Below are 13982 nucleotides of genomic sequence, written 5' to 3'. Positions count from 1 at the left end.
GGCGTTCAGCCCGGCAACGTGAAGAAGAATCGGGCGCCCTGCCCGACCTCGGACTCGGCCCAGATGTCCCCGCCATGCCGGCGCACGATGCGCCGCGCCGAGGCCAGTCCCACACCCGTCCCCTGGAAATCGCTGGCGCTGTGCAGCCGCTGGAAGACGCCGAACAGGCGGTCCGCGAAGCGCATGTCGAAACCCGCGCCGTTGTCGCTGACGACGAACACCCGCTCGCCCTGACGCTGCTGCGCGTCGAAGCGGATCACCGCCTGCTCGCGCTTGCCGCTGTACTTCCAGGCATTGCCCAGCAGGTTCTCCAGCACCATGCGCAGCAGCGTCGGATCGCCCTGCACCCGCAGGCCCGGCTGGACCTGCACATCGACCTGGCGCTGCGGCGATCCGCGCTTGAGCTCGTCCATCACCTGCGCCGCCAGCAGCGACAGATCCACCGTTTCATGACGCAGCGCCTGCGAGGACAGCTGCGACAGCGCCAGCAGCGAGTCGATCATGCTGTGCATGCGCGCCGACGCGCCCAGCACCCGCTCCAGATGGTCGTTGCCGACGCGGTCCAGCAGCCGGCCGTAATCTTCTTTGAGGATGCGGGTGAAGCCTTCCACCACCCGCAGCGGCGCGCGCAGGTCGTGCGACACCGTGTAGCTGAAGGACGCCTGATCCGCCCGCGCCTGCTCGGCCGCCTGCATCGCCAGCGCGGCCGGCACCGTGTCGGCCGCGCCCTGCGGCCACAAGCTCAGCAGCGTCTGGCCGCCCTGCGGCAGCGAAGTCAGGCACAGCCACCACGCGCCGCAGGCGCTGCCCGATTGCAGCTCGGGATCGGCCAGCGCCTCGCGCAACTCCTCGGGCAGGCGCTCCTCGCAGGCGCGCCAGAGCTGGCCGCGCGCCTGCGCGCCGGCGCCCATCATCTGGGCCGCCGCCTCGTTGTAGTCCAGCAGCCGCGTCTGCGCGCCGGGCTGTGTGTCGCTGATCAGCCAGGCCGGTCCGGGCAAGGCCTGGAGCCAGTCGGTCACGACCGCGGCTGATTCAGTCGATGCGGTCGATCCGGCAAGGGCCATCTCACCGATGGCGGCGTTGGTCGCGGCAGATTCGGCCGCCGAGGCCTCCGCCTCCAGATCGACCACGCGCGCCGCGCCCAGGTAGCCGGCGAAGCGGCCGGCGGCGTCGGCCACCGGCTGCGCGCGCAGCTCCCAGCACTTGCCCTGCGCGTCGCGCACGCGCAGGCCGTCGAAGGATTGGCCGAGCTCGATGCGACGGCGCAGGTCCAGATCGGACGCGGCCGGCTCGAAGCGCTCCCACAGCGTCTGCGTCACCGCCGCGCCGTTCATCGGCGTGCCGGCCCAGCTCGAGGCCACGCCGCCCTGCGGCGCCTGCCAGCGCACCAGGTGGTGATGCGCATCGGTCTGCCAGAGCCAGTCGGGCACGAGTTGGATCAGCGTCTGCGATTGCTGCCGGCTCTCGCGCAGCAACTCGCCGAATTGCGCCCGCGCCAGGCGCACCGCCAGGTGCCAGGTCAGCGCGGCCACGAAGACCACCAGCGCCGCGCCCGCGAGCACCGAGGTCAGCACCAGGCCGGGGCCGCTGGGCTCCAGGTTGAGCGCGAGCAGCAGGAGCAGGACCATCACCGCCAGGCCCAAGGCCAGCGCGATCCCCCTCCATGGCCGCCGGCGCGTGGCAGCTTCCCCCAACCTGTTCATGCGCGCGATTGTATGTAGCCCGGCGACACCGTCGGGCCGGCGTCCAGGTGCAGCCTCCAAGCGACACCCGACCCCGGGGGTTACCCGCGGATGACTCTCCAAGAAGCCCAGAATTGACTGCTTTTTCGCGCGCTCCCATCCTTGCGGTGAACGACAATGGTCCGCAACTTCGCGTGGAACCGTCCGCGCGGCGTCATGACCCGACGATGTCACCAGCCCAAGTCCCGACCATGCCTCCGCTGCCGCAGCCCGAACCCGCCGTGCTGGACGAGCAGGCGCTCGCGCGCCTGCGCGAACTGGACCCGGACGGCGTGAACCAGCTGCTGCATCGCGTCGTGGCGGCGTTCTTGAAATCGCTCGATCAACAGGAGCAGGTGCTCGCGCGAGGCCTGCACGCGCCGCGCGACCTGAACGGGCTGCGTCACGTGGCCCACACGCTGAAATCCGCCGCCGCCAGTCTGGGCGCCAACGCGCTCTCGCAGCGCTGCGCCGAGATCGAGGCCTTGGCCCGCGCCGGTCGTGAGGACGGCCTGGATCAACTGCTGACCGGCGTGCTGGGCGACATCGCCGCGGCGCGTCTGGCGATGCGACAACTGGTCGGCGAGTCCCGATGAGCCGCGACGTGAAGGAAGTCGAACTGAACGAGCGCCCGCGCGTCCTCCTGGTGGACGACGACCCGGTGAACCTGATGCTGATCGAGGCCGCGCTCAAGGAGCACGGTTTCGAGGTCACCGCCCTGACCGGCGGCGAGGCCGCGCTGCAGCTGGTCGCCACCTGGACCCCCGAGCTCATCGTGCTGGACGCGCTGATGCCCGGCATCGACGGCTTCGAAGTCTGCGAGCGACTGCGCGCCCAGCCCGGCTTCGAGAACGCCCCCATCCTCATGCTGACCGGCCTGGACGACGAGGCGTCGATCAACCGCGCCTACCAGGCCGGCGCGACCGACTTCTTCGTCAAGTCGACGCAATGGCGTCTGCTGGCCGGCCGGCTGCGCTATCTGCTGCGCAGCTCGCGCACGCGTCAGGAACTCGAGCGCAGCAAGGCCAAGCTGGCCCGCGCGCAAGACCTGGCACGCATGGGCAGCTTCGAGTGGCAGACGGGCCACGGTTTCAAGCTGGCCAACGAGGCGCTGCGCGTCTTCGGCCGCGGCCCGTCGGATCCGCTGGACTTCATCGGCGTGATGCGCATGGTCCCGCGCGAGGAGCGGCTGCTCTTCATGCGTCTGCTGCGCGACGTGGTGGCCCACAACTCGGTGCTGGTGACCGACCTCCCGTTCACGCTGCTGGACGGCCGCAAGCGTGTCATCCACATCGAGGCCGAGCCCGAATTCAACGAGCACGGCAACGCCTGCGGCTACACCGGCGTGATCCAGGACGTGACCGATCGGCGCATGGCCGAGGACCGTATCCGCGAGCTGGCCAACTTCGACGCGCTCACCGGCTTGCCCAACCGTCGCCAGCTGATGTGGCGCGCCGAGCGCGCCATCGAGGCCGGCCGCCGCATGGGCCACGAGGTCGGCCTGTTGCTGATCGACCTGGACCGCTTCAAGGTCATCAACGACACCCTGGGCCACGCGGCGGGCGACGACCTGCTGATGGAGGTCGGCCGCCGCCTGCGCAGCTGCGTACGGCACAGCGATCAGGTGATGGAAGGGATGCTGGAATCGGTCGGCACCCGCTCGCACCGTACGCTGGAGGCCGTCGGCCGCCTGGGCGGCGACGAGTTCGTCGCCCTGCTGCCCGAGGTCGGCGACGAGAGCGATGCCGAGCGCGTCGCCGAGCGCGTGCTGGAGGCGCTGCGCGAGCCCATCTTCATCGCCGGCCAGGAGTGCTTCGTCACCGCCTCGGTCGGCATCGCGCTCTATCCGCGCGACGGTCTGACCATGGCCGACCTGCTGCGCAACGCCGACGTGGCGATGTACGCGGTCAAGAACCAGGGACGCAATGCGTCCGCGCTGTACTCGCCGATGCTGGCGGGCCGCGGACGCGAGAAGCTGGAGCTCGAGTCCGCGCTGCACAAGGCCATCGAGCGCGACGAGCTGGTGCTGCATTACCAGCCCAAGATCGACGTGCGCACCGCCCGCATGGTGGGCGCCGAGGCGCTGATGCGCTGGCGCCGCGGCAACACGCTGGTCCCGCCCGGCGACTTCATCCCGCTGGCGGAAGAGACCGGCCTGATCGTCCCCTTGTCCGAATGGGCGCTGCGCGAGGCCGCGCGCCAGGCCAAGGTCTGGCAGCTCAATTTCGGCTTCAGCGAGTCCATCGCGGTCAACCTCCCCAATCGGCTGTTCGAGCGCTCGGACCTGGTCGAGCACATCCACCAGTTCGTCAGCCAATGGGGCGTGCCGCATCGCGCGATCCAGCTGGAGATCACCGAGACGGGCCTGATGAAGGACCTGCAGAGCGTGATCCCCTCGCTGCATCGGCTCAACGAAGTCGGCGTCGAGATCTCGATCGACGACTTCGGCACCGGCTACTCCTCGCTCGCGTATCTGACGACGCTTCCGATCTCCGAAGTGAAGATCGACCGCAGCTTCGTGCGGGACCTGGGCATCACGCCGCAGAGCTCCGCCGTGGTGACGGCCATCATCGCGCTGGCGCGCTCGCTGGGCCTGCAGGTCATCGCCGAGGGCGTGGAGACGCTGCGCCAGATGGAAGTGTTGCGCCGGCTCGATTGCAGCCTGATGCAGGGCTTCCTGTTCAGCAAGCCGCTCCCGCCCGACGAACTGGAGCGCTGGCTGGCGCAGACGGTGCTCACGCGCAAGGCGCCCTGGATCCTGCCCGCCTCCGAGGCCGGCGAGGACCTGCCGCCTCGTTGAGCCCGCGCTGATCTCGCGCACGCTGGCCCTCCTCTGAATCCACCGAATCAACGAGCCCCGACCGATGCCGCAGCAGCCCCCCGCTCTTTTGGCCAAGGCGGCCCTGCGCCGGTTGGCGCTGGACAAGCTGGAGCCCACGCCCGAGAACTACGCCCGCGCCTATGCGCAGGAAGCGGGCGAGCCGGCGCGCGACAACGGCGCCATGCCCGAACGCGCGCAGCCGGCCCTGGCACGCATGCTGGGTCTGGCGGTGCCGGATGCGCAGCAGCGCCAGAACCTGTCGCTGCAACTGCGCGACGGTCGCTGGGACGAGCTGCAACGGGCGCTGGAAGCGCTGCAGCAGACGCACAGCCCCGGCGCCCAAGCGGAGCAACTGGCTCAGCTGATCGAAAAACTGATGCGCGGTCTGGAACGTGGCGGGCGCCAATGGACGCTGGCGCGCAAGAAGGACGGCGTGCTGCGCGTGCTGCAGAGCAATCGCAGCGATCCGCAGCGGCTCACGCTGCGTCTGCGGCAACTGGTCACCAGCTGGGACGGCGACACCAGCGACGCGCGCGTGGAGACGCAGCCGGCGCCGCTGGACGAACTGCCGTCCACCGTCGGCACGGCGGGCGGCGCGGCGGCATCGGCACGCTTCGGCGCGCCCTCGCCGGCCTCGCAAGACGGCGACGAAGACGATGACGAACGCGCCGGCACGCCGACGCAGTTCTTCACCGACGAGGAAAATTCGCAGCCCTTGGCCGAGCCCGGCTCAAGCGGGGCCGCGGCGACCGAGGCGGGTCGCTACGGGTCGCTGGACACGCTGATGGGGGCGCACGGCGGCGCGGTCGGCGAGACCGGCCCGGGACTGCAATCCTGGCCGGAGGTCGGCACCCACCTGAACGCCACGGTGCGCCACGCGCTGCAGTCGGACGACGCGCGCGCACTGGAGCTCATCGAGGAACTGGGCCAGGCGCACGCCGAGATCATTCGCGACGGCGCGACGCCCGAGCGCGCCGCGCAGATGGACGCGCTGTGCATCCGCGCGCGGCGCTGGCTGGATCACCGCCAGCACGCATTCAGCGAGCTGGGCAAGCTCTGCGGCGAACTGACGGGCAGCCTGGCGGATCTCGCCGAGGACGATTCCTGGGCGCAGGGCCAGTGCGAGGCCATGACGCAGACCTTGTCGCAAGGGCTGACGGCGCGCAGCGTGCGCTCGGTCAGCGAGCTGCTGCACAACACCCGCGCGCGCCAGCACAGCCTGCGCGAGGAACGTGGCCGCGCCCGCGACGCGCTCAAGGGCCTGATCAACCGCATGCTGCAGGAGCTGGGCGAGCTGGGCCAGCACACCGACCGCTTCAGCGACAGCGTCGGCAAGTACGCCACCGTGATCGAGCAGGCGGACTCGCTGGAGAGCCTGGCCGGCGTGGTGCGCGAAATGGTCGAGGAAAGCCGCAGCGTGCAGTCGCTGGTGCAGACCACGCAAGGCCGCCTGCGCGATGAACACGACCGCGCCTCGCAGTTGGCGGAGCGGGTGGAGCAGCTCGAAGGCGAGCTGCGCAAGCTCTCCAGCGAGGTGCAGACCGATCAGCTGACCCAGATCGCCAACCGGCGCGGCCTGATCGCGACCTTCGACACCGAGCGGGCCAAGCTGGAGCGCGATCCCAAGCCGCTGGCGCTGGCGCTGCTGGACATCGACAACTTCAAGAAGCTCAACGACAACCTCGGCCATGCGGCCGGCGACGAGGCGCTGAAGTCGCTCGCCGCGCGCGTGTCGGGACTGCTGCGGCCGGGCGACAAGGTCGGCCGCTGGGGTGGAGAGGAATTCGTGCTGATCCTGCCGGAAGCGCCGCTCGAGGAAGCGCAGGCGGTGCTGCTGCGCTTGCAGCGCTCGCTGTCGGCCAGCCTGTTCATGCACGAGGGGCGCGACGTGTTCGTCACGTTCTCGGCCGGCGTCACGCTGTTCCGCATGGGCGAGACCATGGAGCAAGCGCTGGACCGCGCCGACGAGGCCCTCTACGAGGCCAAGCGCACCGGGAAGAACCGCGCCTGCGTGGCCTGAGGAACGCAGACACCGCCCTCGCCCGTCGCGACGACGGCCTCGGGGGTCAGGTGTTGCTCGGCGGGATCACGCCTTGATGCACTTGCGCACCGTGTCGACGGTGCGCGTGGTGATCTGCTTGCCGAAGCTCTTCTCCAGCATGGTCATGAACAGCGGCCCCTGCTCGTTGGGCAGGTAATGGCTGAAGACCTCGACGCCGTCCAGCTTGAGGATGGCCGCATCGTTGCCGCGCAGCGGCAGCTCGACGGTGCCCTCGTGTGGGCGCTTCAGGAAGGTGATCAGGAGCTTGGCGTTGGCGGGCGGGTCGAAAGCCCGGTGCACATCGGCGTCCACGACGCGGATCAGGTGATCCACCGGCCGCACCGTGGTGCCGAAACTCTTGCCCAGCGTGTCGGTCATCGCCTGTTCCGCGATGCGTTCGAGCTCGTCGACCGGCGCGCCCTCGTGATCGAAGACCACGTTGCCGCTGCTGATCACGGTCTTCACGCGGGTGAACCCGGCGGACTCGAACGCACGGATCAGATCGGGCATCTTGGCGTTCATCGGGCTGACGCCGCGGAGGAAGGCAACGTAACGGGGCATGGCGGACTCGGACGTGGAAGCGCCGGAAATGGCGACCGGCGCAGTCTACGTGCGCCGGCCCGCCCTGCCTTGCGTCAGACCATGAAGGTCTCCGCGCCGACCCTCACCGCGATCGGGTCCGTCAGCAGCGTGTTCCAGAGCTGGATGGCGTAGTCCACGTACGCTCCTGACGAGTGCACCACATTCAGGACCACGGCCTGATCCACCAGGCCGTACATCTTGACGAGCCGTTCCGCCTGCGGCGGGCCGCTGCTCAGGTCCAGGATGCCGGTCAGGTCGATCACGTCGCCCTGGTCGACGCGATAGTTGAGGACGCGGTCGAAGCCCGTGTGCATGACCGTCTTGGGCTGCCACTTGAACACGTCCGCGCCCAAGGTGCCGACCAGCAGCGCATCGTCGCCTTTCGCGTTCAACAACGGCTGCTGGGCCTCGTCGCCGGCGGGCGCGATCCAGCTGCTGAGCACGCGGGCGTCGCTGAGATTGCCGGCGACGTCGACCTGCCGGATGTGCACCATGGAACGACCGGACGTCACGCCGGGGTTGAACTGCACCGAGCTGGTGTCCTCCCAGGCCTGGAAGACACTGGGGCGCCATTGCCATCGCGCTCCTGGTTCGACGGCGCCCAGCACGACGGTCGGATCCGAGGTGATGAGGTCACCGGACCGTCCCGTGTCGTTCTGCAGATAGAGCATGGGCGCGAGCGCGATGCGGTCGAGGTCGAACTCGAAGACGCACAAACCGCTGTCGTTCCCGGCCGGGTCGGTCTGCATGATCTCGACGCGCTTGTGGCCGTCGGCGCCGAAGGCGCTGGACGGGATGGTCGCGGCCTTGCTGTCGACCGCCCGCGTGACCCAGGCGCCGCCATCGATGCGGTACTTCCACACTGAGGCGACCTCCAGCCCGGAGATGGTGAGACTGCCGTTCTGGGTAAGACGGTCGCTGGCGCTGATGCCGGTGTCCTGATCGAGCTGCGCCATCGGCGTTGAGGGCGGCGTACGGTCGAGCCAGAACGAAGTCGTGGCTTCTGAGTAATTGCCGGCGCCGTCGTACTGCTTCACCGTCAGCGTCCGCTGGCCGTCAGGCACACGCAGCGAAGCGTCGGTGATCCCCGCGCCGATGCCCTGCCCGCTGTGGCCGGTGTCGAAGAAGTAGAACCAGTAGTTGCCGGTCTCGGCGGCCACACGCAATCCGGCGTTGCTGCTGACGCGGTCAGCGCTGGCGGCGCCGTCGCGGTCCAGCAAGGTGAGCGGCGTGACCGCCGGGGCAGTCCGATCAAGGACGAAGGCCAGGGTCTGGATGGCGCTCTGATGGCCGGCGGTGTCGACCTGCCGGACATGGACGGACTTGGCACCGTCGTTGCTGCCGAAGAAGCTGGCGTCGATGCGGCGATTGCCGCTGCCCTCGATCCAATCGATGCCGTCGCGGCTGTACTCCCAGATGGCGCCGGACGCGATGCCGTCGACGAGCACCGTTGCGTCGCGCGTGCGTCCGTCGCGGGCGGAGCGCTGCTCGGGATCGGCGTCGATCGACGCGCCGGTGTCGTCGCGCAAGCTCAGTGTCGGGGCCGCCGGGCGACTGGGCTCGGGCTTCGATTCCGGTTTGGGCTCCGGCTCCGGTCCGGGCTCCGGTTTGGGCTCAGGCTTGGGCTCCGGCTGAGGCTCAGGTTCCGGCTTGGGCTCGGGTTTCGGCTCTGGCTCTGGCTTGGGTTCTGGTCCAGGTTCTGGCTGAGGATCGGGTTTCGGCTCTGGCTTGGGTTCCGGTTGAGGCTCAGGCGTGGGCTCGGGTTTCGGTTCAGGCTTCGGGTCGGGCATGGGGTCCGGTTCTGGTCGGTCCTCTTCCGGCTTGGGATTCGGTGGGACGGGTTCGACCTGAACGATCGGACTTGCGCCTCCTCCGCCACCAGCTGCCGCAGCGATGCCGATGGCGCCTAGCAGGCCGCCCCCGATGTAGAGCGTGGACGTCGAACCGGCTCCGGCCGCGTCTGGTGCGGCACTCGATGCGGCACTCTCCTGGTCGGTGAGCGCCTCGTCCTCGGACTCGTCGGCATCGATGTCTCGACGGCGCCGGGGAAGTGCTTGGAGCACCGTATCGGTGGCCTCCGGTTGAGCGGGAGACTGCGCCACGTGGGCCGCGTGGCGGGCGGATCGGAGGATGCGATCTGACATCTCGGGAGACCTTTTGATCTAGCGGAAAACAGTCCGCCAGTCTCCGGATCTCAGCCCGGACCTCCGATAGCCCCACCCTGTCTGATCTGACTACCGCTTCCACTCGATTGAGCAGGCGATTCACTGGAATGACTTGAAAGTGCATGGCGATCGAACGCTCCTGGCACTACTCCTCACGTTTCATGAGCAACGACACGCATGAACATGCAGAGCCCTCGCCTAGCCGGCCATCCACACCGTCACCCCATAGAGCGCGAGCCCGATGACCCCGCCGACCAGCGTCCCGTTGAGCCGGATGTACTGCAGGTCGCGGCCGACGCTGAGCTCGATCTGCCGCACGAGGCTGCGGTCATCCCAGGCCTTGACCGTGGTGGCGATGTGCTGGGTCACGCCCTCGCGCATGCTGCCGACCATGCGGGCGGCGGAGGACAACACGTGCTCGTTGATCGCCTCGACCAGACCCGGGTCGCGACCCAGCCGCTCGCCCAGGCTCGCCAGCGAATGGTCCAGATGCCGCATCAGCACGGAGTCGTCGCGCCGCAGGTCGGCTTCGATGGTCGCGCGGACCTCGGTCCACACGCCGTCGAGGTAGGCCCGCACATCGTCGCTCTGCACGACGCGATCCTTCATCGCATTGACGTCGCGCGCGAACTCGGGGTCCTGCCGCAGGCGCTCGATGAACTCGATGATCCAGGCGTCGAACTGGCGGCGGACCGAGTGCTCCGGCTGCGAGAGCGCGGTCTGAACCTCCTCGACCAATTGCAGCGCGAGCTTGTCGGACAGCGAGTCCGCCATCTTGTCGACGTTGGCGATGGTGTCGACCAGCGAGGTCGCCTTGGGCCATTGGGCTCGCGCGAACTTCAGCAGGCGGGAGGCGACGAGCGCGCGGACCTCGGGCGTGGCGAGGTAATCGCGCAGCTTGGACAGCGCCCCGTCAAGCACGTCCTGATGGCGACCGGACTTGGTCATGACGTCGAGCACCGAGGCGGCGGTCGCGGTGGCGTTCCAGGCGAGCGCGCGAGCGACGAGGAACTCGCCGATGGCGCGGCGCACGGCCTGCTCGTTGAGCAGGGACAGCGCCTCGATCGCCATCGAGCGGACCGAACCGGTGACCTGCGCGAGGTTGCGGGGCTCGCGCAGCCATTCGCCGAGGCGCTCGGCGGGGTTGAGGATCTGGAGCTTGCGGAGCAGGACCTCGGGGTGGAGGAAGTTGTCGCGAACAAACTCGGCGAGGCTGTCGGCGATGCGGTGCTTGCCCTGCGGGATGAGCGCGGTGTGCGGGATCGGCAGGCCGAGCGGATGCCGGAACAGCGCGACGACGGCGAACCAGTCGGCCAGGCCGCCGATGGCGGCTGCCTCGCAAAAGGCCTTGAGCCAGGCCCAGGGACCGGAGGCGCCCATCACGAGGCTCAGGCCGAGGCCGGCCAAGGACAGCAGCAGGCAGCCGAGGGCGACCAGCTTCATGCGGCGGAGCGCGGCGATACGAGGATCGGTGAGGGTCTGCGGTGGCATCGGCGCAAGGGAGCAGGCGAGGCGCCTGGCGAGCGGGGATGCGGGGTTTTATCACCGGGCGCGTCAGATGGGGGTCCCCAAGGCTGTTCGCGCTTGCAATCGACCACGTCCGCCTCAGCGAAACAAGAACGGGCTGTACGGATAGAAATCCGGTCCGCGTCGATTGCAGTCGATCCCTACGATCGTCCCCAATGCCAACCCTATCAGGCAAACCGACGCGAGTAAGGGCACCTCGCCCCATTCGCCGAACATCATGGATCCGCCAGTGGCGGCAATGCATAGTTTTGCAAACCCACCCGCGATGATGGCGGATGCAATCGTCAGAAGAATGCTCATCGCGAGCACATCACCTACGCGGCGACGCACCGGCCAAATGATCCAGTAGGGAACGCCACCCACGACACCAGGCAGCAAGCAGAAGAAAACATCCTTGAACTCGATGCTCATATCAGACCTCTGGTTTGTTCAGTAGTACATGTTGACAACAGCGAGCCGGTCTGAATCCTGTTGACCGCGCATCTGATCGGACGATTCTTTGACAACTTAATGATCGGGAGCATATGAGGTCGTCAGAAAACCTTCAACGACTCGTTCCAGTCATATTTTTCGCGACTCCGGTAATTTACTTTTCGCTGCTACATCGACGCGATCGAGCGCGCTGGCAGTCCATTAACCGGAATATCTGGCAGGCGTCATTTCCATAGCAATCCCTTGCTAGCCCCACCGACTTGAAGCCGCCGACTCCGCTCCAGAAGGAAATGCGTTCCCGTTGCCAAAACGAAACGAGCGCCACATGGGCGCTCGTTTTCTTTCTTCTTGGACTTGGCTGATAACTTCTTGAGCCCTGCCCTCTTTCCGGGGTATGGGGTGGGGAACGCATCAGGACAGTCGGCGGGCTTGGCGAGTCTGGAAGTCGTGTTCCTCGAAGATGGCGATCTCGACGGCGGACAGCAGGCAGTTGGCCTCGTGGAGCAGGTCGGCGGTAGCAACCTGCACATTCCCAGAATCGGTATTGGGCACGCCCACAGGAACTTGCGCTTCCTTCAGGATGGCGGTCACTTGCGTGAGCCGGTCGCGGAGGCTGTACATCGCGGCGCGGGTCGTCAGATTCGGATTCAGCAGGAAGCAGCGGGAGCCGACGACCTGCGGGCGGGTCGGCTCATAGCGGCCGGGGATATTGCTCAGCTCGCTGATCAACTCCAGCGAGACGCTGGTTTCGTTCATCAGCGGGCAGCGGTCGAGGATGGGGATGCGAGGGGGTTCCGCTTGCGCGGTGCAGATGTCGACCGGGGGGTTGCGGGGAGGGATGCCGCCGAATGCCATGGTGGACTTGGCGTCCATCGTGGCGAGCTTGGCGGAGAAGTGATGGGCGGCGTCTGTGACGTCGGCTGGGGTGGAGACAGTGGACATTTGCTGATTCCTCGGGGAAGGTTGATGGAACCCACCCAGCGCGAACATGCGAATAAGGGTGGGCGAGATGTCTAAATCACGCCACAAGTCGTGCGGCCGTCCTCGCGGATAGGCCCATCTCGCCCATTGGGAAAACCCGTTGATCGAAAGGGGCCGCGCTTATGGAGGCGGCCTCCCACTCGTGGTGAGGTGATTTAGAGCACCTAGGATGAATCATCGGCAGATTCACCCATCCTCGCCATTACTGGAATCTGTACGGAATCAGGGATTCACAAGATCAACCAGTAGTCGACCGACTGGAATCAGTATTTCGTTCGGGATCGGTACGACAAACGTACGAGATCCTAGAACCCAAACGCCAACCTCACCCCACCCCAATGCCTCCCGGCCACGGTGACGGGCGCTGACGCCTCCTTGAGCAGCACGAAGTTCCCGCCGCCCATGTCCCGGCGGTAGGTCTGCAGCAGGAACGGCCGCTGATTCCGCGCCGACGCCAGCCCCGTCCGGTCATTGAAGATCCGCCGATACCGGCTGTTCGCGGTGTTCCACGCCGTGTCCCCGGACCGCTGCGGCTGGCAGTACCGCCGGTTGTGCGTCGCCACGTAGCCGTTGCGGTCCACCGCGATGCAGAACACCACCTTGTCCGAGACGCTCAGCATCCGCTCCTGCACCTCCGGGAACAGCTGATCCGCCAGCCCCGTGAAACGCGTCGTGTACTGCTGCGGGTCCGTCCCCGCCATCGGCTGGTATTGCTCGTCGAAAAGCGCCGCCGAATCGATCCGGCCTTCTTTCACCGCGCGCTCCAGCAGCGCGGAGATCTCCGCCGCGGCGCCCTGAACCGCCTGGATGTAGGGCGAGTCCTCGACCTCGATCCCGCTCGAGGCGATCTGCTCGATCATCTGCTCCGACAAGCGCAGGAAGCGGTCGCTGCAGGCGAACGCCGCTTCCAGCTTGCGCATCGCCTGCTGGATGTCGACGCCCAGTTCGCTCGATCGCTCCGCCAGTTGCTGCGTCGTCGACTGGCTCTCCCGAGCCGACTTCGCGATCAGGTCGACATCCACCTCCACGTCCGCGAAGGCCTGATGGATGGAGCTCTGCCCCGCACCGCCGCCGCCGTCGGCGCGCAGTTCCCGGCTGAAGGTCTCGATGCGCGAGTCCAGCGTCCCTACCGTGCCCATGATGGCCTTGGACGAGGCCTCGACCTGCGCCGCCAGATCCTTCACCGCATCGGCGACGACGCCGAATCCGCGCCCCGCCTCGCCCGCGCGCTTGGCCTCGACCGAGGCGTTGAACGCCACCAGCCGCGTCTGCAAGGCGATGCGCGTGATGTCCGACGCCGCGTCCGACACCTGCCGCAGCGTCGACACGATGCCGCCGACTTCCTCGCCCACGCCCGCCAAGGCCGAGCGCGCGCGCTCCACCGCCTCGCGGGTCTGCTGCGTCGATTGATTGATGCCGTCCTGCGCATGCCGGACGTGTTCGAGCTCGCCGCCCAGCGCCTGCATCGCCTGCGCCTGCGAGAGCACGACCTTCTGCGTGTCCTCCAGCAGACCACGCACTTCAGCGGCGTCGCGGCCCAGCTTCGAGACACCGCTCGACAGCTGCCGCACCACCGTGGATGTCTTGCCGTTCGCCGACGACGCGCTCACGAGTCCCGTGTCGTGCGTCGACGCGTCAGGCGCCGCCTTCCCGGCGCGCCCGCGCCATGAGTCCCACATCGGCCGTCTCCCTTTGGGTCTGCGACCACAAGG

Annotated in this window: 10 protein-coding genes; 3 read left to right on the top strand and 7 right to left on the bottom strand. The window is 67.8% G+C overall.

All coding sequences use genetic code 11. The features are described from left to right. Window positions 1–5: 5 nt before the first annotated feature. A complete protein-coding gene (locus ABDW59_RS03650; RefSeq protein WP_343628107.1) occupies window positions 6–1703 on the bottom strand; it encodes an ATP-binding protein in 1698 nt (565 codons plus the stop codon). 230 nt (window positions 1704–1933) lie between these two features. Here ABDW59_RS03650 and ABDW59_RS03645 point away from each other — a divergent pair, with 230 nt between their 5' ends. The 3 genes from ABDW59_RS03645 to ABDW59_RS03635 all read left to right on the top strand — a co-directional run bounded on the left by ABDW59_RS03645 (window position 1934) and on the right by ABDW59_RS03635 (window position 6562). After that, window positions 1934–2317: an Hpt domain-containing protein gene (locus tag ABDW59_RS03645; protein WP_343628105.1), complete on the top strand. Its 384-nt coding sequence runs from the start codon at window positions 1934–1936 to the stop codon at window positions 2315–2317. Next, window positions 2314–4521 carry an EAL domain-containing protein gene (locus ABDW59_RS03640; RefSeq protein WP_343628103.1) on the top strand — a complete coding sequence of 736 codons (2208 nt, stop codon included), beginning with the start codon at window positions 2314–2316 and terminating at the stop codon, window positions 4519–4521. The genes ABDW59_RS03645 and ABDW59_RS03640 overlap by 4 nt, the downstream gene beginning before the upstream one ends. Before the next feature lie 64 nt (window positions 4522–4585). Further along, on the top strand, window positions 4586–6562 hold the full coding sequence (locus ABDW59_RS03635) for a diguanylate cyclase (protein WP_343628101.1): 1977 nt from the start codon (window positions 4586–4588) through the stop codon (window positions 6560–6562). A 66-nt stretch (window positions 6563–6628) separates the two neighbouring features. On the opposite strand, the gene ABDW59_RS03630 is transcribed toward ABDW59_RS03635, so the two are convergent. The 6 genes from ABDW59_RS03630 to ABDW59_RS03605 all read right to left on the bottom strand — a co-directional run bounded on the left by ABDW59_RS03630 (window position 6629) and on the right by ABDW59_RS03605 (window position 13949). Beyond that, window positions 6629–7144, bottom strand: a complete 516-nt coding sequence (locus tag ABDW59_RS03630) for a DUF1697 domain-containing protein (RefSeq protein ID WP_343628099.1) — start codon at window positions 7142–7144, stop codon at window positions 6629–6631. Between the two features lie 74 nt (window positions 7145–7218). Next, window positions 7219–8694: an Ig-like domain-containing protein gene (locus tag ABDW59_RS03625; protein WP_343628098.1), complete on the bottom strand. Its 1476-nt coding sequence runs from the start codon at window positions 8692–8694 to the stop codon at window positions 7219–7221. Between the two features lie 834 nt (window positions 8695–9528). Then, a complete protein-coding gene (locus tag ABDW59_RS03620; protein WP_343628097.1) occupies window positions 9529–10821 on the bottom strand; it encodes a DUF445 domain-containing protein in 1293 nt (430 codons plus the stop codon). Window positions 10822–10935: 114 nt separating this feature from the next. Continuing rightward, window positions 10936–11268: a hypothetical protein gene (locus ABDW59_RS03615; protein ID WP_343628096.1), complete on the bottom strand. Its 333-nt coding sequence runs from the start codon at window positions 11266–11268 to the stop codon at window positions 10936–10938. Window positions 11269–11700: 432 nt separating this feature from the next. Further along, window positions 11701–12231, bottom strand: coding sequence for a hypothetical protein (locus ABDW59_RS03610; protein ID WP_343628095.1), 531 nt, complete (start codon window positions 12229–12231; stop codon window positions 11701–11703). Between the two features lie 344 nt (window positions 12232–12575). Further along, on the bottom strand, window positions 12576–13949 hold the full coding sequence (locus tag ABDW59_RS03605) for a methyl-accepting chemotaxis protein (protein ID WP_343628093.1): 1374 nt from the start codon (window positions 13947–13949) through the stop codon (window positions 12576–12578). Window positions 13950–13982 lie beyond the last annotated feature (33 nt).

The organism is Roseateles sp. (assembly GCF_039595295.1).
Taxonomy (GTDB): domain Bacteria; phylum Pseudomonadota; class Gammaproteobacteria; order Burkholderiales; family Burkholderiaceae_C; genus Roseateles.
This window is presented reverse-complemented; position numbering and strand designations above follow the sequence as displayed.